Genomic DNA, 24,673 nt, shown 5'->3' with positions numbered 1-24,673 from the left:
TTGATATTGAGGGCAGAATTGGAAGGAAGTTATCTCATTAATATAGAATTGTATTTATTGGAATATCTATTGCTCAAAAGTGAACAACGCTGAGATAAATAGAAATGAAGGAGTGGGTCAGGTTGATTCAAATGGAGAAAATCAAGAAGGTTTTAGTTGCAAACCGTGGTGAAATTGCCATTAGGATCTTTCGAGCGTGCACAGAGTTAAAAATACGGACGGTAGCTATTTACTCAAAAGAAGATACAGGTGCATATCACCGCTACAAAGCGGATGAAGCATATCTTGTGGGAGAAGGTAAAAAGCCCATCGACGCGTATCTTGATATTGAGGGAATTATCCAGATTGCAAAAAGGAATGGTGTTGATGCCATTCATCCTGGATATGGCTTTCTGTCAGAAAATATTCAATTTGCAAAACGGTGTCAAGAAGAAGGAATTATTTTTATAGGACCTGAAACAGAACACCTACGTATGTTTGGGGATAAAGTAGAAGCAAGAAAAACAGCTATTGGAGCTGGAATTCCGGTCATTCCAGGTTCCGATGGTCCTGTAACTTCTTTGGATGAAGTTCACGAATTTGCAAAAAACCATGGTTTTCCTTTAATCATTAAGGCAGCACTTGGTGGCGGCGGCAGGGGAATGAGAATTGTTCGTTCCATGGATGATTTAAGAGAATCATTCGACAGGGCCAAATCAGAAGCAAAAGCTGCTTTTGGGAACGATCAAGTTTATGTAGAACGGTTTGTGGAAAATCCAAAGCATATTGAAGTACAAATATTGGGGGATCATCATGGTAATTTAGTCCATCTATATGAAAGGGACTGTTCTGTACAGCGAAGGCATCAAAAAGTGGTTGAAGTTGCTCCAAGTGTTTCACTATCGGAAGTGGCAAGGGAGAAAATTTGTCATGCTGCTCTTCAACTTATGGAGAAGATTAACTATGTAAATGCAGGGACAGTTGAATTTCTAGTTACTGATAAGGAAGAATTCTTTTTTATAGAAGTAAATCCTAGGGTTCAAGTGGAACATACGATTACAGAGATGATTACCGGAATTGATATCGTCCAATCACAAATTTTTATTGCTGACGGTAAGGATTTACATAGTGCCGAAGTGGGCATCCCAAAACAAGATGCGATTTATACCCATGGTTATGCCATACAGTCAAGGGTTACAACAGAAGACCCTCAAAATCAATTTATGCCTGATACGGGCAAGATTATGGTTTACCGTTCTGGAGGCGGGTTTGGTGTTCGTCTCGACGCAGGTAATGGGTTTCAAGGTGCAGTCATATCTCCTCACTATGATTCTTTATTAGTTAAAGTATCTACTTGGGCACTTTCATTTGAGAATGCAGCGCATAAGATGGTACGTAATTTAAAAGAATTTCGTATCCGCGGCATTAAGACAAATATCGCATTTTTAACAAATGTTGTTCAACATGATAAATTCTTAAAAGGAGAATATAATACATCATTTATTGATAAAACTCCGGAACTTTTAGTTTTTCCAAAACAAAAAGACCGAGGAACTAAAATGCTTTCCTATATAGGGCATACAACAGTGAATGGTCATCCTGGAGTGGGGATTAGGAAAAAACCTGTTTTTGAAGAAAGAAGGTTTCCTAAATTAAACTATCTTGACCCATTACCTGAAGGAACAAAACAGCGTCTTGATCAATTTGGGGCAGAAGGATTGGCAAATTGGGTGAAAGAACAAAAAGAAGTGCTGCTAACAGATACGACTTTTCGAGATGCCCATCAGTCACTACTTGCCACAAGGGTCCGGACAACGGATTTAAAACAAATTGCGGAACCAACTTCTAGAATTTTACCGAATCTTTTCTCACTCGAGATGTGGGGAGGGGCAACATTCGATGTAGCGATGAGGTTTCTCCATGAAGATCCATGGAAGCGATTAATTCATCTTAGGGAAAAGGCCCCTAATGTCTTATTTCAGATGCTCTTAAGGGCCTCAAACGCGGTTGGGTATAAAAATTATCCCGATAATGTAATTGATGAGTTTGTTTTAAAATCAGCACAAGCGGGAATTGACGTTTTCCGTATTTTTGATAGTTTAAATTGGATAAATGGTATGGTACCTGCGATTGAGGCAGTTCGGAAATCTGGAAAAATCGCAGAAGCTAGCATGTGTTATACCGGTGATATTCTGGACCCTCTTAGGTCAAAATATAACTTAAATTACTATTTACAGTTAGGGAAAGATTTGGAGGATGCAGGGGCTCATATTCTAGGAATTAAAGATATGGCTGGTTTATTAAAACCTCAAGCTGCGTTTGAGTTGATTCAGGCATTAAAAGATACGGTGAACATTCCAATTCATTTACATACACACGATACAAGCGGTAACGGGATATTTACTTATGCCCGGGCAATTGATGCAGGTGTGGATATAGTAGATACAGCAATTAGTGCCATGTCCGGTTTAACAAGCCAACCAAGTATGAACTCGTTGTATCATGCATTAAGTGGACATCCGAGACAACCTCAACTAAATATTGATCAGCTTGAATCGTTAAATGGTTTCTGGGAAGATACAAGAAAATACTATGGAGCGTTTGAAAGTGGTATGATTGCACCCCACTCTGAAATATACTCCCATGAAATGCCTGGTGGCCAGTACAGTAACCTCCAGCAACAAGCTAAAGGAGTAGGACTAGGAGATCGTTGGGATGAAGTGAAAGCGATGTATGGAAAGGTAAATAAAATGTTTGGGGACATAATTAAAGTTACACCGTCCTCCAAAGTAGTGGGGGATATGGCGTTATTTATGGTTCAAAATGATCTAACAGAAGAGCTTGTTTATGAGAAGGGAGACCAGCTGGATTTTCCAGATTCTGTTATCGAGCTTTTTCAAGGACATTTAGGGCAGCCTTATCAGGGATTTCCCGAGAAATTACAGGAAATTGTGTTGAAGGGGAAAGAGTCAATTACCGAACGCCCTGGGGAAATGCTTAAACCTGTTAATTTTGAGGGAATTCGGGAAACCCTTTACCATAAATTAGGACGCCAAGTTACATCCCATGATGTATTATCCTATTCCCTATATCCTAAAGTTTATCTCGATAACGAAGAATTCTTAGGGCAATATGGTGATATTTCAGTGTTAGATACATTGACCTTTTTCTATGGACTACGTTTAGGTGAAGAAATAGAAGTGGAAATCGAGCAGGGAAAAACTTTAATTGTAAAACTTGTGTCAGTTGGTGAACCACAGAAGGAAGGAACGAGAGTGATTTATTTTGAATTGAACGGCCAACCTAGGGAAGTGGTAGTAAGGGATGAAAATATAGAATCGACAGTGGTACAAAAAATGAAAGCAGATAAGGGAAATCTAAAACAAATCGGAGCCACAATGCCAGGTACCGTTGTAAAAACGTTAGTGGAAAAAGGGGATAAAGTGAAGAAAGGAGACCATCTAATTATTACAGAATCCATGAAGATGGAAACAACTGTTCAAGCTTCGATAGATGGGCTAATCAAACAGGTACATGTTACCAATGGAGAGTCAATTCAAACCGGTGATTTACTGGTAGAATTTGAATAATTCGTGTCATTCTGGGAGGAGAGTTGAGAAATTCTTCCTCTCTTTTTATAATAGAAAATGAAAAAGTTGTTTAAATTTGTAGTTTTTCGGGGAATTAAATATTGTACTAAAAATTTGGGAGTTGATCAGCATGGCACATGAAATAACAGCAAAGATTCTAAACAGACAAGTAGCAAACTGGAATGTATTGTTCGTAAAGCTCCATAATTACCATTGGTATGTAAAGGGAGTTAACTTCTTTAAGCTTCATGAAAAGTTTGAGGAACTTTACAATGAGGCAGCCGGACACATTGACGAATTAGCAGAGCGTTTACTGACAATCAATGGGGAACCTGTAGCAACGATGAAGGAATATTTGGAGATCGCAACCATTAAAGAAGCGGCGGGGGAACGATCCGCTGATGAGATGGTAAAGACACTCGCCCAAGATTTCGAAACGTTAAGTGAAGAACTAAATAATGATATTGGTTTATTAGAGGATGAAGTGGGAGATGAAGCAACCGCTGATATGCTCATTGCAGTCCGTCAGTCAGTGGAAAAACATACATGGATGCTCCGTTCTTTTCTCGGGGAATAATTGAAAAATGAAAAATTTCAAAAAAGAGTGCTGCTAAGTTCATTTGCTTAGCAGCACTCTTATTTAAAAGATAAGAATTTATAAGTATTGGCACCTTCGGGCAAGTTGTCTAGCTCCAGCGCCTACTCGCTACGGGGCACTTCGGAAGTGACAACCGAAGTCAAAGAGCGGACTTCTAGTTGTCATTCCTCCACTGCCCTACGCTCGTGACCAAAGGCGCTTGCGCTTTTCTTATTTGGATTTTAGTTTTGACCTGTATGCTAATAGTGTTGCGTAACTTACTGATGTAAATAACAGACTGACAAAGATGGCATGGAACATACTGGATGCAAGGGAAAAACCTGTAAATACCACTATAGCACCACTGATTACTTGTACAATAACGAAAATGAAACTGATTAATCCACTGTAGTAAATGAGCTTTTGATCTTTATAACGTCGCTGTAATTGGATGAACATAAATAGGATTACAAAGAATAATATGGCGGCCGCAACTCTATGTCCAAATTGCACTGCAATTCCATCTCTCAAAGGGGGAATTAATTGTCCATTACAGAGAGGCCAACCGGTACAAGCAGCACTGGATTCCGTATGTTTTACATAAGCCCCTGTATAGACTACGAAATACACATAAAAAAGAACGAAATAAATGTAATACCCCATTCCCTTTGATATGGTTGGCTGCACTACAACATCAGGCATATCATTTTCAAATGCCAGAGCAGTCAGTAAGACGACACTTGTTAAAGAGATAAGGGAGAATCCGAAATGTAATGCCATGACAGCATCTGACTGTCCCCACACGACTGCTGCAGCACCTAGTAGCCCTTGGAAAACGATAAAAAGAATAGCAATAATAGCGAAAAATCTAGTTTCATGGATGTGACTTAATTTTCTCCAACTCCAAATTGCCATTGTAATAACCATTAGCCCTAATAACCCGGATACAACCCTGTGGGTATACTCAATAAGTGTTTGTATAGTTGGGGATTCTGGGAAAACTTGTCCAAGACATAGTGGCCATTCTGCACCACAGGCATCCCCGGAACCAGTTTGCGTTACGAGTACTCCTTGAATCAGCACAACGACCATTCCGATGCTAGTAATAACACCGAATATTTTCAAAAAAATATTATTCAATTATTTCACCGACTTTCTATATATAAAAGTATAAAAATAATTTAGGAGAATAACAACTCAAAAGAAAAATATCCTCTAAAGATATTAAGATGTTTTTGATATTCTTTCGCATTTCATTTTAATTCATTTAAGTGAAAAACTCAATTTAATCCTATTTATTGAATAGTAAGTTAATTCAAATCCTCAAAATTATTTACTATAAAAATGGGGAAATCCCTTTATTTTTCTCGAAAAGATTATTAATATAGGAATAGTGGTTATGTTAAAAAGATGGAACTTATATGAAATGGATAAAATGTGATGAAAATCACTGATTTTTCATTTATAATGTGTAGGTAAGCCAATAGCATGGTGAACGTACCACAAATGATTCATTTTTAAAGAATAATTTTCAAAATTTGATTATTTGATATTATTTAAACTAAATTATTAGGTTTAAAACAGCTTTAAACTTAATGGATAAAGTTGGACGATTGGAATGTATTGATCAAAAGCAGATAATTAGACTTATGAATGGAATCATGATTTGATTATGGGTAAAGTAATGCGTTTATTTATTGGGGGGGTGAAACAATTGAATCGAACTAGTACATTAACAGAAAGTGAGATATTAGAAGAAACAGATACTGTAGTGGATAAAAATGTAACATGGAAGACCTATTTAGCTGTCTCTAAAACTGGCATTATCATGTCTAACCTTATTACGACGTTTACAGGACTTTTTCTTGCTGCGTATTATACAGGGACCACTCTTACTGCTGATCCTCTAAATTCACTTTTAGCCTTATTGGGTTCGGCATTAATCATTGCAGGTGGTTGTGCCTTAAATAATTATATTGATAGGGATATTGATCCGTTAATGGAACGAACAAAGGAGCGTCCTTCTGTAAGTGGGGAGCTATCAGGAAGACGAATTTTAACCTATGGTTTGACCACATCAATTCTTGGAACAATTATGCTTGCAATGACAACGTTTATGGCAGCAGTTATCGGTCTTTTAGGATTGATAGTCTATGTAGTTCTTTATACGATGTGGACAAAACGTACAACCACACTAAATACGATTGTCGGTAGTTTTGCAGGTGCGGTTCCACCTTTAATTGGATGGGCGGCAATTGATCCAGGATTACATCCGATTGCATGGTCACTGTTTTTAATCATGTTCATATGGCAACCGCCCCATTTTCTGGCTCTTGCAATGAAACGAGTGGAGGAATATCGGAATGCGGGGATTCCAATGTTACCTGTTGTGGCCGGTTTTGCTATTACAAAACGTCAAATTGTCTGGTACGTAGCAGCGTTAATTCCGGTTTCATTGACATTAGCTCATTTTGGGACAGTATACACGGTTGTTGCTTTATTGTTGGGGATTGGTTGGTTGGGTTTAGGCTTAGCCAGCTATAAATATAAAGATGATATCAAATGGGCATCGAAAATGTTTATTTATTCATTAAATTATTTAACAGTTATGTTTGTTTTGATGGTCATCGTCCACATGTTTTAATATTTAAGGATAGAAAGAGGGGTTTGTGACTAGATGAAGTATTTATGGCGACTACTTCCATTAGGTTTCATCTTGCTTCTGGCTGGTTGTGGAAAACAAAATCTTTCCGCATTAGACCCACAAGGGCCAGTTGCTGATATTCAATTTGATTTAATCAAGCTAAGTCTGTATATTATGATTTTTGTAATTGTTGTCGTATTTGCTATTTATCTTTTTGTTATTATCAAGTACCGTGAACGTCCGGGAGATACCCATATACCGAAACAGGTACATGGGAATAAAGCGTTAGAGGTAGTTTGGACAGTAATTCCGATCATTCTGCTTCTATTTTTAGCAATTCCAAACGTTATGCAGACGTTTACACTGGCGGATGTTGATGTTAACGAAGAGGAAGATGATTTTGTAAGGGTCGTAGTTACTGCGCACCAATTTTGGTGGGAATTTGAATATCCTGACTATGATGTTGTCGCAGGTCAAGATATGTATATCCCAACTAATACAAAGATCATCATCGAGTTAGAGGCAAGTGATGTTATTCACTCTTTCTGGGTACCAGCTTTAGCCGGTAAACAGGATAATGTACCAGGGATTACGAATGACATGTGGCTTATTGCGCCTCAAGAGGGGATATACCAAGGTAAATGTACAGAACTATGTGGGGAAGGTCACTGGTTAATGGACTTTAAAGTGATCGCGGTTGACCCGGATACATTTGATACTTGGGCTTCGAGTATGGCTCGTACCGTTGACGAAGAAGAGGAAGTTAACGTTGTGTCCGCAGAAGGAAGAGAAGTATTTGAGCAAAACTGTATTAGCTGTCATGCTATTTCTGGTGAAGGTGGGGATCTTGGTCCCAACTTAACTAACTTTGGTGAGCGTTCAGTTATAGCTGGATTCCTTGATTGGGATGAGAACGATGAAAACCTAGAAAATTTCATTCGCTATCCAACTGAGAAGAAACCAGGAAACTTAATGCAGCCATTTCCTAACTTAGCAGACGATGAAATGGATGCACTTATTGATTATTTAAAAAGCTTAAAAGTATTAGAATAGGGTTTTGATAAGGGGGTAAAACAACGTGTCATATGCGAAGGCTCAGTCAAAAAGCGCAGTATGGGACTGGCTGACAACTGTCGACCATAAAAAGATTGGTATCATGTATTTGGTCGCAGGCGCTTTCTTCTTCGCCCTTGGAGGGTTCGAAGCGATTTTAATGCGTATTCAGCTAATGTTTCCGGAGGCGTCCTTCTTACCGGCGCAAACGTTTAATGAATTATTAACGATGCACGGTACGACGATGATTTTCCTGGCAGCGATGCCAATATTATTTGGTTTAATGAACTATATTGTTCCATTACAAATAGGAGCGCGTGATGTTGCGTTTCCATTCCTTAACTCATTAGGGTTTTGGTTATTCCTTTTTGGGGGAATTCTACTTAACTTAAGCTGGTTTTTTGGTGGAGCACCAGATGCAGGTTGGACTGCATATGTTCCTCTATCCAGTGAATATTCAGGTACAGGTATTGATTATTATGTTTTAGGATTGCAAATTAGTGGTGCAGGTACGTTAATCGGTGGTATTAACTTCCTTGTTACAATTATTAACATGCGCGCACCTGGTATGAGTATGATGAGAATGCCTCTATTTACTTGGAGTACATTTGTTGCATCAACACTTATTCTGTTTGCATTTCCAGCTTTAACGATCGGACTTTTACTACTTATGTTAGAGCGTATTTTTGGGGCAACGTATTTCGCCGTCCATGCAGGCGGTAATGTGGTTATTTGGCAACATTTATTCTGGATTTTTGGACATCCGGAAGTATATATTTTAATTTTACCGGCATTTGGTATTTTCTCTGAGATTATCTCTACTTTTTCTAAGAAACGTTTATTCGGATACTCTGCAATGGTATTTGCAACTCTTTTGATTGGTTTCTTAGGTTTCATGGTTTGGGCTCACCACATGTTCACAGTTGGAATGGGGCCGATTGCAAACTCGATTTTCGCTGTTGCTACAATGGCAATTGCTGTTCCTACAGGTATTAAGATTTTTAACTGGCTTTTTACCATGATGGGGGGAAGAATACAGTTTACAACAGCAAATTTATTTGCTTTAGGATTTATTCCATCGTTCGTAATGGGTGGGGTCACTGGAGTTATGCTTGCCACTAGTGCTGCTAACTACCAGTTCCATGATACGTACTTTGTAGTAGCCCATTTCCACTATGTTATCATCGGTGGTGTTGTTCTAGGAATCTTTGGTGGTGCATTTTACTGGTGGCCAAGAATGTTTGGGTATAAGCTAGATGAAAAATTAGGTAAAATTTTCTTCTGGATGTTCTTATTTGGATTCCATTTAACTTTCTTTGTACAGCATTTCCTAGGCCTCATGGGTATGCCACGTCGAGTTGCGTCATACCTTGATGGTCAAGGATTAAATGATATGAACTTCATTAGTACCATAGGTGCTTTTTTGATGGGTGTTGCTTTCATTATCTTTGTAGTAAATATCTTTGTTTCCATGAAGAATCGAGAAACATCAGGAGATCCATGGGATGGACGCACATTAGAGTGGACGATTCCTTCTCCTACACCAGAATATAATTTTGCGCAAACGCCACTTGTTCGTGATGTGGATGCCTATTGGCATGAAAAATATGAAGGTGATGGAAAGATGAAAGCTGCAGAACCGCTCGGAGATATTCATATGCCGAATGGATCTATTTTGCCAGTCATCATATCCATTGGGTTATTTATTTCCAGTTTTGGTTTCATATACCGAGAGCATGGAGTGATCTGGGTTGCCATTCTTGGATTAGCGATTACATTCGGAGCAATGTTTGTGAGATCTATAAAAGAAGATCATGGGTATCATATACCTGTAGAAGAGATTAAAAATGATAAGGGGGGTAAGTAAAATGGCAGATCAGCATGTTCAAACCTTACCTCCAAATCTGGAAAAAGCAACATTGGAAGGCAAAAATAAATACCTTGGATTTTGGCTTTTCCTTGGTGGAGAAACAATTCTTTTTGCCAGTCTATTTGGAACCTATTTAGGTCTTCGTGGAAGTTTAAACGGTGGACCAGGACCTAGTGACTTGTTCCATTTACCATTAGTGTTTATCATGACCATGATTCTATTAACAAGTAGTTTAACGAGTGTTTTTGCGATCATATCCATGAAAAAGGGGAATTATAAAGGTCTATTAACATGGATGACAGTGACAGTATTGTTAGGTGCTGCTTTCTTGGGCTTTGAGATTTACGAGTTTGTTGAGTACGTGGAACACGACTTAGGTTTTACTACAAGTGCTTTTGGTTCTGCTTTCTATACTTTAGTTGGAACACATGGTGCCCACGTAGCTTTTGGTATTGCATGGATAACAACCTTAATTATCCGCTACCGAAAATCTGGATTGACGTTGACTAATGCACCGAAGTTCTATGTGGCTGTTTTATACTGGCATTTCATTGATGTTGTTTGGGTATTTATCTTCTCAGTCGTATATCTCATGGGAATAGGAGGTTAATATATGGCACAGCATGGTATAGATCCAACAGCCCCATTAACTGGGGAACCTACAAAGAAAACGAAAAGAAAATTAGCTAAAGAATTAAGAACTCAGCTCATTTCCTTTACTTTTATGATCTTCCTTACGACAATAGCGTTTATATCAATTGCCAGTGATGCAATCCCTACTGGATTTGCAATCCCGTTTATACTGTTACTTGCTTGTATTCAAGTAGTATTACAGTTATATGTATTTATGCATTTAAATGAACGTGGAAACGGGTGGCAGAATGCCATGATTTGGACCGGTGTTCTGATAGCTATTCCAACAGTTGCTTCATTGATGCTCCTCTTGGGAATTGTAAAATTTTAACACTATTTTTAAAATACCCTCGCAATTATGCGAGGGTATATTTTTGAAATATATAAAAGTATTAGTTTCAAATTTATGACTAGCTCCATGCGTACTCGCTAGGATCATACTACCGCTGTTATATGCTTATATGCTTGCAACGAGGAATCGCACTTGCACAGGGGAAGAGCAGCTGAAAAGCACATATCTCTGATTTTGGCGCATGTGTTTTCCTTAATTGATTGTTAGAAATTATTCATATCTTTTTTTGTTATTAGAAATGATTGAGATATAATTATAAAATGGAATAAAAGCTTGTTGGAAGGGTGAGTGAGATTTGTGGAAACGTTCCTACCATTTATTAGTACTATCTTTATTGGTTTAAGCGCTATTTTTGTTGCTGTGGGTTGGTATTTCATTTCAAAGAGAAAAATCGAATCCCATAAAAAAGCGATGTTCTGGGCCGCTGTTCTAGCTACCATCTTTTTTATAACATACTTATCGAAGACCTTTTTCATAGGCAGTACCCCTTTTGGTGGACCGGATAATGTGGCAATCTACTATCAAATATTTTTGATTATTCATATAATATTTGCAACGACTGCGGCAGTTTTAGGTATTATTACATTAGTAACAGGATACAAAAATAATTTAAAGCGTCACCGTAAATTAGGTCCTGTTACTTCTATTATTTGGTTTATATCCGCAACTACAGGTATTGGAGTTTATTTGCTGTTGTATGTTATCTATACCCCAGGGGAGACAACAAACCTGTTCCGTGCCATAATTGGCGGATAACATGTTTATAGTTAGGAAAAAAAGAAGCATTATCTTAAACATTTGTTTAAGAGTGCTTTTTTTAAATGATAAGCGTATAAGTTTTGGCACCTTCGGGCAATTTGTCCAGCTACAGCGCCTACTCGCTGCGGGGCACTTCGGAAGTGACAACCGAAGTCAAAGATCGGACTTCTAGTTGTCATTCCTGCACTGCCCTACGCTCGTGACCATAGGCACTTGCGCTTTTCTTATTGAATGTTGTCTGCAGTTCAAGAACACATAAATCACATGTAACTATAAATAAACATGAAAGATTTACAAGAAGTCTATTTGAAAAAAAACTGCATGTCATTAAACAATGACATGCAGGGAAGTTAAATTTTTAAATTAAGTTTAATGATTCCTGCCTCCTTGGCACTAGTGAACAAAATGACAAGCAGAGGACCTAAAATAAATCCAAGGACGCCTAATAGTTGAAGTCCAATATATAAAGAGATAAGTGTTGCCAATGGGGACAAGCCAATATGATGCCCCATCACTTTAGGTTCCACTGTTCTTCGTATAGTCAATAAGATAGCAGCAAGTACAAGTAATTGTACTCCTAAGGCTGTATTTCCAGAAATAAGGTGAAAGAGTGCCCATGGAGCCAATATAACAATAGAACCGATAATCGGAATAAAATCAATGATCCATATAATCAATGTCATGATGATAGCAACTTCAGGTGCTATGAATAGTAATCCGATTAAAGAAACGATAAAAATAATGATACTAACTAAAAATTGTGCTTTGAAAAATCCAAAAATCACGTAAGATAACCTAGAAGACATAAATTGAACCTTCTCTGCTGTTTTCTCAGTCATATATCCAAACAGCTTGTCCTTTAATCTTGGTAGTTCAAGTAAGAATAAGTAAAGGGCAATTACATATACAATGAATGAAACTAAATAAGCAGGTATTTTAATTAAGATACTTGTGACAGTTCCAATAATATCTAATTGCTGTAAGTTACTACGCATTTCATATAATGTTTGGGTTACGGCAGAATCAATTTCATTTATAATCTCAGGGGATTCCCCAAATCTTTCTTTTAAGTTTTCCAAAAAGCTCATCCACGCCATATTTATTTCCGGTATGGAATCTAAGAAATACCCTAGGAATGCATTTAATTGTGTCAGTGCCCGTGTCAATAAGAAATAACCCACTAGGACAATAAAAAGCAAGTAAATAATAAATACAATAAAGACTGCAATACTCCTAGACAATTTGGCTCGGGAAACGAGAAGTTTGACTGCAGGAGCTAAAAATAAAGCTGTAACTAGGGCAATGATTATAGGTAATGATACAGGTAAGATAAAGTATATTGAAAGGGCAGCAATAACAACCCAAAGTACAATGTATGCGTATTTCTTGATTAATTGCGACGTCAATTTAATGCCCCTTTCTACCAAACACTATCTCTATCCATTATAGTATGAAAACTAGGCTAATAATAGTGAAAACTCCTAAAACTTTTCTCTTAATATTCCTGTGATATATTATTTGAATGATTCATTAGGGATATGACTTTACATAAAAAGAAAAGCCTTCGATGAACTTTGATAGTCATCCTTATCAAAGCAGCAACGAAAACTTTTCCATTTTATTTTATTCAAATTTATGTAGAACTTAAGATACTGCTTCGCTTTTAATTTCCTCTTTTATTAACCCAATTTTTTTATTGCATTTTTCAATAATGTTTTTTGGGAACTCCTCATCATATTCCACACCGTGTGGATAATAGTGCTTTCCTAACAGAGGTGTTAACAATTGTACTATACCATGTGGTGATGGAATTTCACCTTCTACTGCAAATGCCTGCACACGGAAATAGAATATATCATCACGAACGACCATTTTATAATCAAAAGTAACTCTTTCATAGTCATAAACATAATGAAAACCTGCTTTTTCCATGATCTCCTCTAACGCTTGAAACTCAATTTTTAGCCCTTCAAGACCTGTTTCTTCAAATTTCATATTTCTACCTCCTATCGGGTCAACTAACGTTTTCTATCTAATGATATTACGAAATGATAAAGGATGCAACGAAATCAATGGTTTAAACAAAAAAACTTAAGGGCATCGAAAAGTAATGGACTAGTTACCGGTATGAATGTGGAAAATTTGTGCATTATAAAAAAAGTAATATAAGTTTAATGGAGGGAACTGTTAATGAAAACTTTACGTGAAGTAATGACTAGTGAAGTAGAAATCTGTAATCCAAAGGATAACGTTTTTGAAGCGGCAGTCAAAATGAAAGACAATGATTGTGGTGCGATCCCTATTTGTGAAGGGGAGGAATTAATCGGAATGATTACAGATCGTGACATTGTTGTAAGGGGAGTAGCTGAAAAGAAGCCTAACTCAACAGCTGTTACGGATATTATGACGGAGAATCTGATGACAGCAGGTGCAGATATGAGCGTTGATGATGCCGCAAAAATGATGGCAGAAAATCAAATTCGCCGTCTCCCTATCGTTGACGGAAATCGCTTAGTAGGTATTGTTGCATTAGGAGATCTTGCAGTCCACACCTCAACGGAAGATGAAGCTGGTTACGCATTATCTGAAATCTCAGAGCAACAACATTATCATCATTAAAAAAGTGTACTTTATATCAGAACTGTCTTAACATGTTCCAGATGTTAAGGCAGTTTTTTTGAAAGATTTTTTAAAAGATTCGGGCATGCCAAAGGACGCGGCGTTTTGCCCGATGGACGGACAGGACGTCCTAATATCGGGCATGCCAAAGGACGCGGCGTTTTGCCCGATGAACGAGGATAATAATCGATCCAAATGTAAAATGGGCGCACTTGGACACCTATATTCGCATTACAATGTAGTAACGAGTAATCTAGTCGAATGACTAGGAGGTGTAAAAAATGGCTTCAAGTCATCCTGATGTTCGAAAATTTAAACTGTTCGTCAAAAATAACCCTCATGTCCTTAAAGATGTAAAAACTGGGGATAAAACACTGCAGGATTTATTTGAAGAATACATTCTTTTTGGAGAAGAAGATGAGATTTGGGATACTTATCGGGAAAAAAAATCTGCAAAAGGTAGTAAAAAGTCAAAGGATAAAGAAAAGAATACAGATGCGGAACAAGACGAAGGGGAAGAGGATGAAGAAAAAGAGGAGTCATCCACTACTCAAGATCTACTGGCACTCTTAAAGAAAGTTAATTTTAATGATTTACAAAGTTCTTTGTCTCAATTCAGTGGCGTCCTAGCATCAGTACAAGAATTATTAGGTCAGTTTCGTTCGCCAAATAACCCAAACTCTCCACCACCTACTAATAACCAGCAGCAAAACTCCCCTTTCTCGTATAATGATGACTAGCGAGATAAAAAGTTAAGTTAAGGGGGATCGTCGCATGAGACCAGAAGTTTATCAGTATATTAAGCAGGACCGTGAATTACACCATTTTCTCCGTGTCAATCCCAAATGGTACAGAAAGTTATCAAGGGATCCATCTCTTCTTTCTCAAATGGAAAAGGATTCAAAAGTGTTTTACGGCAAAACCTTTCCCCAGCGAATGGATCGCATTCAAAATAATATGAATATGGCAATGATGATGCTTGAGATGATGAAAAACTTTAATTCGAAGTAAAAAAGGTACGGAGCAATTTTCTCCAGTACCTTTTTTCTTATGTATAGGGGGTGGTTTATCGACAAACAGTATAAAATAGGAAATTTTATGGGGAGTGAGATAAGACTATGAAAGCAATTAATACAAAGGCACTTATCATTCAAAATAATGGTGAAATTTTTTTTCGGTCAGATCATCAAGAAGCAAAAATTATCCAACCATTTTTAAGCCAGTTCGCACAACTGATGAAATCACCGTCAACAATACATATATATCAATTATCCCCTTTTTCTGTTTGGTATGCCCTTGATCAGGGGGTCACTATTGATGAAATAAAAACATTTCTCTCCAGTTTTTCTGAAGGGAGTTTACCTGAAAAGGTGGATGAACTGTTAAATAGTTGGGGGAAAAGAGGGAATAAACTTGAAATGAAAGTATTGGACGACGTTGGTCCATGTTTACTTTCAAAAGAGAAAGGGTTACTTAGCGTCCTGTTAAAGGACAATAAAGAGAGAATAATCCAAGGGGCAGAGAAAGAGTATATGAAGATCACAATGGAGGAACGGGGAACATTAAAACAGATCCTCATAAAAAAAGGATATCCGGTATCAGACCATTTAGGGATTGAAGAGGGAGATCCATTGTATGTTTCTTTAAAAGATGGAGTCACTCTGAGACCATACCAGAAAGAGGCAGTGGAATCCTTTGTAGACCCAAAAGGAATGAAGGAAGGGAATGGATTTATAATCCTCCCCTGTGGTTCTGGTAAAACGGTAGTTGGTCTAGGGATTATGCAGGAAATCCAAGAAGACACCTTGATCATCGTTCCAAACGATTCGTCTTTACAACAATGGTATAGAGAACTGCTGGAAAAGACGGAACTGACTTCCAATGAGGTGGGGATTTATACCAGTGAAATGAAAGAAGTAAAACCTGTAACAATTACTACTTATCAGATTCTCACCTATCATTCTGATGAACATACTTTCCCTCACTATCATTTATTTCATGACCGAAAGTGGGGGTTAGTGATATATGATGAAGTACATCTATTACCTGCACCAATGTTTCGGATAACCTCCAATTTGCAGGGAAAAAGGAGAGTCGGATTAACTGCCACTTTCGTCAGGGAAGATGGCAAGGAAGGTGACATTTATAGTTTAGTCGGACCTAAACGTTATGAAGTGGGAATTAAAGAATTGGAATCAAATGGATGGATTGCGAAGCCATTGTGTATTGAAGTTAAAATTCCTCTTCAGGAAAAACAGTGGGAAAAGTATTTGCAATTGTCAAAGAGGGATAGATTTCGTTTCGCAAGTGAAAACAAAGAAAAGTTGGGAGTAATGGAGGAGTTACTTCAGAAACACAAAGGAAAACAAATACTAATAATAGGACAGTATTTAAATCAGTTAGAGAAAATAGCGTCTTATTTTAATTTACCACTTATAACAGGGCAGACGAAAAAAAAAGACCGTCAACTATTGTTTGATGCCTTCCGTTCAGGAAAAGTGGAAACACTCGTATTGAGCAGAGTAGCAAACATGGCTATTGATTTACCGGATGCGGAAGTAGCTATTCAAGTTTCCGGGACTTACGGTTCAAGGCAAGAGGAGGCGCAACGAATAGGAAGATTACTTCGTCCGAAGGGGAAAGGTAACGAAGTTATTTTTTATACCCTTGTTACTGCGATGACGCAGGAAGAAGAAGTTTCTTCACATCGTCAACTGTTTATGCTGGAACAAGGATATGCTTATGAATGGGAGGAATGGACACCATGCTCATAAATATATTAAATAAGATAGTTAAAGAAGAAGGGGATAAAAAAAGAAGTATGCAAACACTGAGCAATAGGTGGAAATTGGCAACACCAATACAAAAAAATCTACTGCTATTATTTATCTATGCAGATGACTGTAGAAAAAAAGAATTGGATAAACTTGGGGCTGAAAAATTTGGACCATTTCAATATTATCGTGCATTAGAAGAACTGTATTACCATGGAGTGATACACGTTGGTAAAAACATGGGGGAACCATTTTATGTAATTCCGCGGGAAATGGAGAAATTAATCATAGAGGAGGACTGGAAAAAGGCTGAGGAACAGGAGTTGGGAAAGCGTGAAAAAGAATACTGGTTCAACATGCATAAATTTTTTCAAAGTATTCTTCTGCAGATAAACTCGTACTTTCAGAATAAATCTACTTCGGAAGAATTAAGTGAGGATTATGATAATGCATTAAAGGAATCTGTTCAAACTCTTTTCAATGTGCAAGGAGAAAAAAGTGTAAATGAAAAGGTGGATCTTCAGCTGGATGATTACCTTGAAGACATCTTTTTTGAGTTTCTGGCAAGAGCCATTTTTAAGAAAGAAGGGCATAAGGTTAATTTCAAGAAGCTAAAATGCTGGTTATACGGGAATTCAGTTAGTGAAACGGATTTTTTCTCTATTGTGCCGGAAGGAGATGGCAGTTCCTGGGAACGAATCACAAACTGTCCATTTTTTACATCGGATGAAGTAGTCTTAAGTCTGGAAACATTTATTGCTAATGACATAACGGAAGTAGTTCATCTCCATTCTTCGGAATGGTTCTTATTGAGTGGAAATTCTCCTGCATTTTTATGGGAGATATGTCTGTTTTCAACCATAAAAAGTATTGGACAGACTATTCATGTTCAGTTCTCAAAAGAGAGTGTCCAAAAAGGGAAGAAGAATGGTGCAACACTCAAAAATTGGAATCATGTCAAAAAGGTATTGCAGCAAGATGAAGGTAACATGGCTAATTGGTGGGAAGAAACAAAGCCTATTGAAAAATGTGGAGACTATGTATTGTATAAAATTACATCTCCTTCATTAGTTAGTCAATTATATAAAGAAGCGAAAAATATTTTCGGAAATGAATTTGTTTTAAAATTGGATAAAGGACTTTTAATCGAGTCTGATCATTTAGGACAGTGGGAAAAATTTTTGGAGTCTTCCTCCTTACCTGTAGGAAATAGGAAAGAAACTACGGAGGAAAATAGAGAAGAGCCAATTGACTTAATTGATCACTGCCCTGTACTCTCACCAATGGAATGGAAGGGAGCGGAGCAACTCCCTCCTGTTTCGTTTAAATTAATGGCATACAAAGAAAATATGCTCACCCGTATGTTAAGACAAAGTCAAGCACTAAAACTGCCGGTTACCATAGAAACTTATTCGGGAGAAACAAAAATAGTCGAAATTAAGCATCTCACTTTCCAGGGAAATACTTCCTATGTAAAGACATATTCTGGAGAAAAATTGGAGTTACCTCAAATTAAAAGGGTAGCAATTGTTGACCCTAAGGAAGAAGATTCCTGTTTTTCAGGAGAAAGTATTTAGGGATTTTAAAAAAAGAGGTTTTCATGTTATAATATGCATTGGAGGTGAAGAGATGGTTACAACAATGACGAATGTTGACGTTCTCCAACAAGCATATGATTTCGGTGAGTTGATTACTTCATCAGAAATCTTTCATAAATATATAGATGCAAAAGTAATATTAGAAAATGATTCAGAGGCACAAAAGTTAATTCAACAATTTACTGAGTTGAAGGAAAAATATGAAGAAGTACAACGATTTGGTAAATATCATCCCGACTTTTCCGAAGTAACTAAAAATGTCAGAGAAATGAAGCGAATAGTGGATACAAATATCACAATTGCCGAATTTAAAAAATCTGAAAACGAACTTTATCAATTATTGGTGGAAGTTAGTCAAATTATTGCCAAAGCTGTATCACCTCAAATAAAGGTGCCTACAGGCAATCCGTTTTTTGATTCTGCAACTAGTTGCAGTGGTGGATGTGGTTCTGGGGGCAGTTGCGGCTGTAAATAGGTCGTTATTGCAAATGAAACCTGTCCATGCTAGACTAATTTCAAATCGCTGAAGAGGGGTAAATGGTATGATGGTCGATAATCGAGTGGGACTAGCAATCTGGGTACAATCCATAAAACAAGTTAAACAACTAAGACGGTTCGGAAATATACATTATGTTTCTCGTAAAATGAAATATGTGGTGATGTATTGTGACGGGGAACGAGTGGAAGAAACGATGGCTAAAATTCGTTCTTTCCATTTCGTTAAGGATGTTTCCATGTCGATGAGACCTTGGTTAAAGACAGAGTTTGAAAATTCTGTATCTGATGAAAAAGAAAAGGAATTTGATTATAAGATGGGAATATAACCTTCGACGATGTCGAAGGTTATTTTATTCGAAAAAAATCCCGCAGATGATACATCTGCGGGTCGCCTTATGACAAGTTAAAGGATAAGACGAAGGACCTTTTCCTTAACTAGTCTTAGGCTATGGGAGAGGAGAAACCGGAGGAAGAACTTATGGGGAAACGTAAGCCTTCTCCGCGGTTGTCAGCAACATTATGATGTTGCTACCCTTATTATGGACCAGTTAACTGAGATTATACGTCATTTAAAAGAGTAAGAATTTTTTGAAGTTATCATTTTTGATTTCCTTTCATTTATGGTAGGATATGAGGGCAATTACATTACAATGTAAATGAACAATGGACTGGCGATTGAAAAAGGAATAAGGTGAAGAAAATGAGAGTGATCAGCGGAACGAAAAAGGGTTTGCATTTAAAAGCAGTTCCAGGACAATCCACGAGACCTACCACTGATAAAGTAAAAGAATCAATTTTTAACATGATTGGCCCTTATTTTGAAGGTGGGAGTATGCTCGATCTCTATGGGGGCAGCGGTTCCATCGCAATTGAATCCCTAAGCAGAGGGATGGATCACGCTGTGATTGTTGATAGAGACAAAAAAGCTATTGAAACGATATATAGTAATTTAAAGTTGTGTAAGTTGGAGGACCAGGCAGAAGTTTTTCGGAATGAATCTGCAAGGGCTATAAAAGCTATCGTGAAAAAGGGTTTAACGTTTCATTTAATATTTTTAGATCCCCCTTATAAAAAACAGCGCTTAAGTGAAGAATTAAGTTTTATTGCTGAAAAAAATTTACTTGCACCAAATGGGGTTATTGTAGTGGAACACAGTATTGATGTGGAGTTAGATAATACATATGTAAAATTAGAAAAAGTGAAATCAGAACGATATGGAGATACAGAGATAAGTATATATGAATATGGAAAATAGGAGGTATACGAATTATGGCAAGTATCGCAGTATGTCCTGGAAGCTTTGACCCTGTGACTTTAGGTCATCTTGATATTATTTCAAGAGGTGCAACTGTTTTTGACAAAGTCATTGTCGCTGTCTTAAACAATAGAAATAAACAACCGTTATTCACAGTGGAGGAAAGGGTAGAACTCCTCCGTCAAACGACAAACCAATTACCTAATGTGGAAATTGATAGTTTTAATGGATTATTAATTGATTATGTAAAAAAGAAAAATGCCAATGCCATCATTAAAGGACTTCGGGCAGTGTCTGACTTTGAGTACGAATTACAAATGGCCTCCATCAACCGAAAACTTGATGAAAGTGTGGAAACATTTTTTATGATGACAAATAATAAATATTCCTACTTAAGTTCAAGCATCGTCAAGGAAATTGCCAAATACCATGCGCCAGTCAGCGATTTAGTACCTGACATTGTGGAAGAGGCTTTGAGAAAAAAATATGCCTTTTCCAGTTAATAAAAACTGGGGGATGTCTCAGAAACGCGATCAGGAAAAGGAGACATCCTTTTTTTAGAAGGAAGTATAAGTTTTTGCACTACTTCAGAGCGATGCTAGTAGAGGAAGAGGCACTGCCCTATGCGCGAATCTTAGGCGCTTCCGCTTTTCTTATTATCTAGCTCCAGCGCCTACTCTCTGCGGGGCACTTCGGAAGTAACAACCGAAGTCAAAGAGCGAACTTCTAGTTGTCATTCCTCCACTGCCCTACGCTCGTGAGCCTACGCGCTTGCGCTTTTCTTATTCTTTAGGTTGATGAATTTTATTTGCTACAAGGATAATCCAACTTAACATGGCAACTAATGTAAAAATACCGCCCCATTCTAGCACCATTTCGTAAAGAGTATGAAAAAAGTTAGATACATATAATTGTTGAAAGGCAGGGACCACTTCTTCTCTTGATGCTGGATTAGTTGTGCCTATATAGAACCAATCAAAAATAAAGTAAGTTAATATAGCAGCAACAAAACCATGAAAACAGCGGGCGAGGAAAAATGGTTTAAAACGAATATCTGTTTCCGATAAAATACTTGCTACTTGAGCCTGAACACTAAAGCCGTTGAATGCTAGGATAAAACTTGTAATGATTGCCTTCTGAAGAAGAGTTGTTTCCTGTGTTTGACTTACGGTCTGGCTTCCGAGGGTAATTTCAAACATCCCTTGAATCAAAGCGGGACTCAATTCGTTTGGCATTTGAATAAGACTAAGTATAATAGTAGTGAAAATACTTAACAGAACTGTAATATGAATAAGATCAAGAATCTGATTTAATACAGAAAACAAAATAATAAATCCACCAATCATGAGTAAGGTCTGAATTGCGGAATGGATAGCATCTCCCATTAGTTTTCCGAAAGGGCGATGATCTTTTAACCTTTCCCCATGCATGAGCTGGAGAGCATATTTTAAAGAAAAACCTTTTGGTTTAATGGTTTCACTTATATCCGCTTTTCCTACACCATAAAAACGCATGGCTAGACCAACAATGATATTTCCTGCATAATGTGCTACGGCTAAAACAATCCCAAGGCTAGCATCATGAAAAAAACCAACCGAGATGGCGCCAAATATAAATAGTGGGTTTGATGCATTTGTAAATGAAACAAGACGCTCTCCTTCAATAGCAGAGATCTTCCTATCCTGCCGGAGTCGGACAGTAAGCTTCGCACCTGCCGGGAATCCGGAAGCAAGTCCCATTGCCCAAACAAAACTTCCTGAACCGGGGACACGGAATAAAGGCCGCATAATTGGCTCAAATAGGGCTCCAATAAATGAAACGACACCAAATCGGATGAGAAACTCAGATAAAATAAAAAAAGGTAAAAGTGATGGGAAAACGACATCCCACCACATTGTGAGTCCTCGGACTGAAGCTTCATAGGCCTCTTTAGGGAATATCATGAATGATAATGCTAAAAAGGTAGTGGTTGTTCCATAAAGGATCGTCTTGATGTATGAGATATCCCTTTCCATTGACGTTCTCCTTTTCCATCTAGAATCATAAACTTGTCCTCTTTCAAATATACGTTTAGTAAGAGAGTTTAGACCATTTTTCAAGATGGAGTTCCTAAAGGAGTGGAGGAGAGATGAAACCTAAAATAGGCTTGGCCTTAGGCTCAGGAGGGGCAAGGGGGTTTGCACATATTGGGGTTCTAAAAGTATTGGAAGAGGAAGGATATGAAATAGACTATGTTGCCGGAAGTAGTATGGGGGCTTTAATTGGGTCATTGTATGGTGCCGGTTATACCCCAGCTGTTTTAGAAAAAATGGCAATTCAGTTTCGACGAAAGTATTTTCTTGACTTTACTGTGCCTAAAATGGGTTTTATAAAAGGAGACAAGGCTAAGCAACTTGTTCAAATGCTCGTCAATCGAAAAAAGATGGAAGACTTAAGACCAAAAGTTTCTGTAGTTGCAACGGATTTATTAAAAGGAAAAAAGGTTGTTTTTAAGACGGGGGACATTGCAACAGCAGTAAGGGCAAGTATTGCGATACCTGGAATTGTCGTTCCTGAGACAATTGATGGTACAATATTTGTGGACGGTGGAGTGATCGACCGTGTTCCAGTTACAGTAGTAAAGGAAATGGGAGCCGATATTGTCATTGCAGTAGATGTTTCTTTTTTTAATGAGGAGCCAGAAATAACGTCGATATATGATGTTATTATCCAAAGCATGGATATCATGGAAAGAGAAATGGTAAGGTACCGGGAAATTGAGTCAGATATTATGATCCGTCCTATATTAAAGCATATTAATGCAACCCAATTCACGAATGCTCAAGAAATAATAGAGCAAGGAGAGAGGGAAACGAGGAAGTTCCTCACTCCTCTTAAGGAAAGGATAGAAAATTGGAAGGAGAACTACCATGAGAGAGAGTAATAAACAGCAGAGCGGAAGTTATATAAAATGGACTATTTTTATCCTAATCCTTTTAGCGATTAATTATTATGAACTGCCCTACTATTTTACAATTCCAGGGGATGCCAAAGTATTGACAGAAGTCATTGAAGTAGAAGATGGATATGATTATGAAGGGACATTTATGTTGACTACTGTTCGCATGGGTAAGGCGAATGTTGTTAATTATATTTGGGCTATGTTCAGTGATCAGCGAGAGATCATTCCTGAAAACCAAATACGTCCAGAAGGAGAAACGGATGAAGAATATCAGCATCGGCAGTTAATGATGATGGCAGGATCTCAAGAGTTAGCTGTAATTGTGGCATATCAACATGCTGGTAAGACTGCTTTTTTTGAGAACCGCGGTGTCTTTGTTACCTCTGTTATTCCAGATATGGACGCAGAGGGAAAATTACAAATGGGTGACAAAATTATTGCAGTAGATGGAGATGAGGTATTAGATTCTACGAAATTACTTAGTGTATTAGGGGAGTATAATATTGGGGATTCCGTAACCTTAACAGTTGAACGGGAGGGGACTGTCGCAGATGTAGACATAGAAATTTTTCCATTTCCGGAGGATATAAATGCTACCGGTGATCGTGGAGGTGTTGGAATAGCCAATCCAGTTACTGACCGTGAACTAGTTAATGAACCGGAAGTTAGCATTGATACGGCAAAAATTGGCGGTCCTTCTGCTGGTTTAATGTTTTCTCTGGAAATCTATAATCAGTTAGTTCCAGAAGATATTACAAAGGGATACCATATTGCCGGAACCGGTACAATTAATGAAGATGGGGATGTAGGTCGTATCGGTGGGGTAAAACAAAAAGTTATTGCTTCACATAATGCAGGGGCAGCATACTTTCTTGCACCGAATGAAGGTGGATCTCCTGAATCAAATTATGCTATTGCTCAAGAAACGGCGGATTCTTTAAAAACAGATATGGTGGTTGTACCTGTAGATACATTTGAAGAAGCATTAGAATTTCTAAGAAATTTACCGTAATATGCTTGGATTTTTCATTGATTAATACACTTTTGTCCGAGCCTCTTTTTTAAAGGTATATTCATAGCACTTATGCTGTTCTTATAGGCTCTGTTATCGTTCAATGTTGATTTTTGCTAAATTCACTCCCTTTCACCACAGGCACAAGTGCGACATCCATGTCTACTCTCTTCGATTGTATTCATGGTGTCTTCTTAGCCGCGGGCGGTTCGGGAGCCTCCTCTGCAGGTGTCTCTTCCTCTAATAGTATTGAGGCTGCATCCGTCAAGACAACTCGTAGCTATTTTATGAAGTAATGCTCGTGCCCGATGGACGGACAGGACGTCCTAATATCGGGCATGCCACAGGACGTGGCGTTTTGCTCGATGGACGGATATGCCTCGGAGCATTTGCTCGCAAAGGAAGAGACATAGGCGCTTGCGCTTTTTCTTATTGTCTAGCTCCAGCGCCTACTCGCATGGGAACTGAAAAAGTGGTGCTTTTCCACTTTTACAGTCCCTAAGCAATGAGAGTAGCCGT

General features: G+C 37.9%; 23 protein-coding genes. 19 read left to right on the top strand and 4 right to left on the bottom strand.

Annotated elements, in window-relative coordinates; all coding sequences use genetic code 11:
- Positions 1–131: 131 nt before the first annotated feature.
- Positions 132–3,569, top strand: coding sequence for a pyruvate carboxylase (gene pyc / locus KS419_RS05900; RefSeq protein WP_217065158.1), 3,438 nt, complete (start codon positions 132–134; stop codon positions 3,567–3,569).
- A gap of 130 nt (positions 3,570–3,699) precedes the next feature.
- Positions 3,700–4,146 carry a Dps family protein gene (locus tag KS419_RS05895; RefSeq protein ID WP_217065138.1) on the top strand — a complete coding sequence of 149 codons (447 nt, stop codon included), beginning with the start codon at positions 3,700–3,702 and terminating at the stop codon, positions 4,144–4,146.
- Positions 4,147–4,377: 231 nt separating this feature from the next.
- Here KS419_RS05895 and KS419_RS05890 read toward each other — a convergent pair whose 3' ends face one another.
- Positions 4,378–5,286: a COX15/CtaA family protein gene (locus KS419_RS05890; protein WP_246593675.1), complete on the bottom strand. Its 909-nt coding sequence runs from the start codon at positions 5,284–5,286 to the stop codon at positions 4,378–4,380.
- Positions 5,287–5,830: 544 nt separating this feature from the next.
- Here KS419_RS05890 and cyoE point away from each other — a divergent pair.
- The 6 genes from cyoE (at position 5,831) to KS419_RS05860 (ending at position 11,454) form a co-directional block, all read left to right on the top strand.
- The gene (gene cyoE, locus KS419_RS05885) at positions 5,831–6,790 is read left to right on the top strand and encodes a heme o synthase (RefSeq protein WP_217065156.1); all 960 of its coding nucleotides are present in this window, start codon (positions 5,831–5,833) and stop codon (positions 6,788–6,790) included.
- Positions 6,791–6,823: 33 nt separating this feature from the next.
- On the top strand, positions 6,824–7,843 hold the full coding sequence (coxB, locus tag KS419_RS05880; protein ID WP_217065137.1) for a cytochrome c oxidase subunit II: 1,020 nt from the start codon (positions 6,824–6,826) through the stop codon (positions 7,841–7,843).
- Between the two features lie 25 nt (positions 7,844–7,868).
- Positions 7,869–9,710, top strand: a complete 1,842-nt coding sequence (gene ctaD, locus KS419_RS05875) for a cytochrome c oxidase subunit I (RefSeq protein ID WP_217065136.1) — start codon at positions 7,869–7,871, stop codon at positions 9,708–9,710.
- 1 nt (position 9,711) lies between these two features.
- Complete coding sequence (locus KS419_RS05870; protein ID WP_217065135.1) at positions 9,712–10,323, top strand: cytochrome (ubi)quinol oxidase subunit III; 612 nt, start codon at positions 9,712–9,714, stop codon at positions 10,321–10,323.
- Between the two features lie 3 nt (positions 10,324–10,326).
- The gene (locus tag KS419_RS05865; RefSeq protein WP_217065134.1) at positions 10,327–10,677 is read left to right on the top strand and encodes a cytochrome C oxidase subunit IV family protein; all 351 of its coding nucleotides are present in this window, start codon (positions 10,327–10,329) and stop codon (positions 10,675–10,677) included.
- A gap of 318 nt (positions 10,678–10,995) precedes the next feature.
- Positions 10,996–11,454, top strand: a complete 459-nt coding sequence (locus KS419_RS05860) for a DUF420 domain-containing protein (RefSeq protein WP_217065133.1) — start codon at positions 10,996–10,998, stop codon at positions 11,452–11,454.
- A gap of 353 nt (positions 11,455–11,807) precedes the next feature.
- Here KS419_RS05860 and ytvI read toward each other — a convergent pair whose 3' ends face one another.
- Together ytvI and KS419_RS05850 are read right to left on the bottom strand one after the other, a co-directional pair.
- On the bottom strand, positions 11,808–12,863 hold the full coding sequence (gene ytvI / locus KS419_RS05855; RefSeq protein ID WP_217065132.1) for a sporulation integral membrane protein YtvI: 1,056 nt from the start codon (positions 12,861–12,863) through the stop codon (positions 11,808–11,810).
- Between the two features lie 238 nt (positions 12,864–13,101).
- Positions 13,102–13,452 carry a YugN family protein gene (locus tag KS419_RS05850; protein WP_217065131.1) on the bottom strand — a complete coding sequence of 117 codons (351 nt, stop codon included), beginning with the start codon at positions 13,450–13,452 and terminating at the stop codon, positions 13,102–13,104.
- A 195-nt stretch (positions 13,453–13,647) separates the two neighbouring features.
- On the opposite strand from KS419_RS05850, the gene KS419_RS05845 reads away from it, so the two are divergent.
- The 9 genes from KS419_RS05845 to coaD all read left to right on the top strand — a co-directional run bounded on the left by KS419_RS05845 (position 13,648) and on the right by coaD (position 20,704).
- Positions 13,648–14,076, top strand: a complete 429-nt coding sequence (locus KS419_RS05845; RefSeq protein ID WP_217065130.1) for a CBS domain-containing protein — start codon at positions 13,648–13,650, stop codon at positions 14,074–14,076.
- Between the two features lie 281 nt (positions 14,077–14,357).
- Positions 14,358–14,816 carry a YlbD family protein gene (ylbD, locus tag KS419_RS05840; RefSeq protein ID WP_217065129.1) on the top strand — a complete coding sequence of 153 codons (459 nt, stop codon included), beginning with the start codon at positions 14,358–14,360 and terminating at the stop codon, positions 14,814–14,816.
- A 34-nt stretch (positions 14,817–14,850) separates the two neighbouring features.
- Positions 14,851–15,087 (top strand): YlbE-like family protein, encoded by a 237-nt coding sequence (locus tag KS419_RS05835; protein ID WP_217065128.1) that lies wholly within the window; start codon positions 14,851–14,853, stop codon positions 15,085–15,087.
- Positions 15,088–15,194: 107 nt separating this feature from the next.
- Positions 15,195–16,850 (top strand): DNA repair helicase XPB, encoded by a 1,656-nt coding sequence (locus KS419_RS05830; protein ID WP_217065127.1) that lies wholly within the window; start codon positions 15,195–15,197, stop codon positions 16,848–16,850.
- Positions 16,841–18,427 carry a hypothetical protein gene (locus KS419_RS05825; protein ID WP_217065126.1) on the top strand — a complete coding sequence of 529 codons (1,587 nt, stop codon included), beginning with the start codon at positions 16,841–16,843 and terminating at the stop codon, positions 18,425–18,427. The genes KS419_RS05830 and KS419_RS05825 overlap by 10 nt, the downstream gene beginning before the upstream one ends.
- Positions 18,428–18,479: 52 nt before the next feature.
- Entirely contained in the window at positions 18,480–18,923 is a 444-nt protein-coding gene (locus KS419_RS05820; protein WP_217065125.1) for a YlbF/YmcA family competence regulator, read from the top strand.
- 70 nt (positions 18,924–18,993) lie between these two features.
- Positions 18,994–19,272 carry a YlbG family protein gene (locus tag KS419_RS05815; protein ID WP_217065155.1) on the top strand — a complete coding sequence of 93 codons (279 nt, stop codon included), beginning with the start codon at positions 18,994–18,996 and terminating at the stop codon, positions 19,270–19,272.
- A 374-nt stretch (positions 19,273–19,646) separates the two neighbouring features.
- Complete coding sequence (gene rsmD, locus KS419_RS05810; RefSeq protein WP_217065124.1) at positions 19,647–20,201, top strand: 16S rRNA (guanine(966)-N(2))-methyltransferase RsmD; 555 nt, start codon at positions 19,647–19,649, stop codon at positions 20,199–20,201.
- A gap of 14 nt (positions 20,202–20,215) precedes the next feature.
- Positions 20,216–20,704, top strand: a complete 489-nt coding sequence (gene coaD / locus KS419_RS05805; RefSeq protein ID WP_217065123.1) for a pantetheine-phosphate adenylyltransferase — start codon at positions 20,216–20,218, stop codon at positions 20,702–20,704.
- A 279-nt stretch (positions 20,705–20,983) separates the two neighbouring features.
- Here coaD and ylbJ read toward each other — a convergent pair whose 3' ends face one another.
- The gene (gene ylbJ, locus KS419_RS05800) at positions 20,984–22,216 is read right to left on the bottom strand and encodes a sporulation integral membrane protein YlbJ (protein WP_217065122.1); all 1,233 of its coding nucleotides are present in this window, start codon (positions 22,214–22,216) and stop codon (positions 20,984–20,986) included.
- A gap of 113 nt (positions 22,217–22,329) precedes the next feature.
- Here ylbJ and KS419_RS05795 point away from each other — a divergent pair, with 113 nt between their 5' ends.
- Together KS419_RS05795 and KS419_RS05790 are read left to right on the top strand one after the other, a co-directional pair.
- The gene (locus KS419_RS05795; protein WP_217065121.1) at positions 22,330–23,124 is read left to right on the top strand and encodes a patatin-like phospholipase family protein; all 795 of its coding nucleotides are present in this window, start codon (positions 22,330–22,332) and stop codon (positions 23,122–23,124) included.
- Positions 23,111–24,154, top strand: a complete 1,044-nt coding sequence (locus tag KS419_RS05790) for a SepM family pheromone-processing serine protease (protein WP_217065120.1) — start codon at positions 23,111–23,113, stop codon at positions 24,152–24,154. Before KS419_RS05795 ends, KS419_RS05790 begins: the two co-directional genes overlap by 14 nt.
- Positions 24,155–24,673: the final 519 nt, after the last annotated feature.

The sequence above is a fragment of the Evansella tamaricis genome, from assembly GCF_019042215.1.
In the GTDB taxonomy this organism is placed as follows: Bacteria; Bacillota; Bacilli; order Bacillales; family Salisediminibacteriaceae; genus Evansella; species Evansella tamaricis.
Note: the sequence above shows the minus strand (reverse complement) of the source record. Positions and strands in the feature narration are given on the sequence as shown.